The organism is Cupriavidus sp. CuC1 (genome assembly GCF_044627735.1).
Taxonomy (GTDB): domain Bacteria; phylum Pseudomonadota; class Gammaproteobacteria; order Burkholderiales; family Burkholderiaceae; genus Cupriavidus; species Cupriavidus ulmosensis.
Genome location: NZ_JBIUHC010000407.1, coordinates 1 through 823, shown reverse-complemented (window position 1 = coordinate 823; position 823 = coordinate 1). Strand labels below are relative to the sequence as shown.

At 61.0% G+C, this 823-nt stretch carries 1 pseudogene; it reads left to right on the top strand.

Annotation, left to right across the window (positions count from 1 at the left end):
- Positions 1–823: pseudogene (locus ACGLHR_RS51935) on the top strand (transposase); the annotation flags it as partial.

Genomic DNA, 823 nt, shown 5'->3' with positions numbered 1-823 from the left:
AGCGGACCTCCGACGAGGCAGAGCGAAAGCGGCTCTATACCCTGCTCAAAAGTGACAAGTGGCTCGAAGACAAGTACCTGCACCGGATGATGCGCAAGTCCTTTCGGCACGGCGTTTCGCGTTGCGACAATCAGTTCATCGTCCGCTCGGACAAGCATCAGAGCCGCGTCAGAGACGGGCACCTGGTCATCACCATCCACATCGCCAGGCAGTATGGCCCTTCGATCGAGCTCACGACGAACAGCAACGGCAAGAACGTGGACCTCACGGGTTGCAACCTGCGTGTGATCGTGAAGGGTGACGCGGTCGAAATCCACTACGCTACTTCGAAGGCCGAAGGGCGCCCCTGCGGTACAGGGGAAATTGGTGTCGACAAAGGCTATACCGAGGCCTTCGCCGACTCCGATGGCGAGCGTCATGGTCAGACCTTCGGCGCCGTGCTGAGCGCTTACAGCGACCAGGTTTCGAAGACCGGCAAAGTACGGAACCGGCTGCATGCCCTCGAAAAAGCCCATCGCAAAGCTGGTCGCATCGCCAAGGCCGAGCGCATCAGGAAGTGCAACCTCGGACGCGTGAAACTGCAGGCGCGCAGGGACCGCACGAAGCAGCGGTTGCGCACGATTGCCTACCAGTCCGCCCATACCATCGTGGACAAGGCGGCAGTGGTCGGTTCGGAAGATCTGACGTCCCCCATCAAGGGGAGGAGTCAGTGGCGGAACTACAACCGCCGCATGAGCGCATGGGCAAAGGGGGTACTGGCTCAAGCGCTCGATGAAGTTTGCACGCAGCGTGGGGCGACGCACGTCGTCGTCAACGCCGCCTA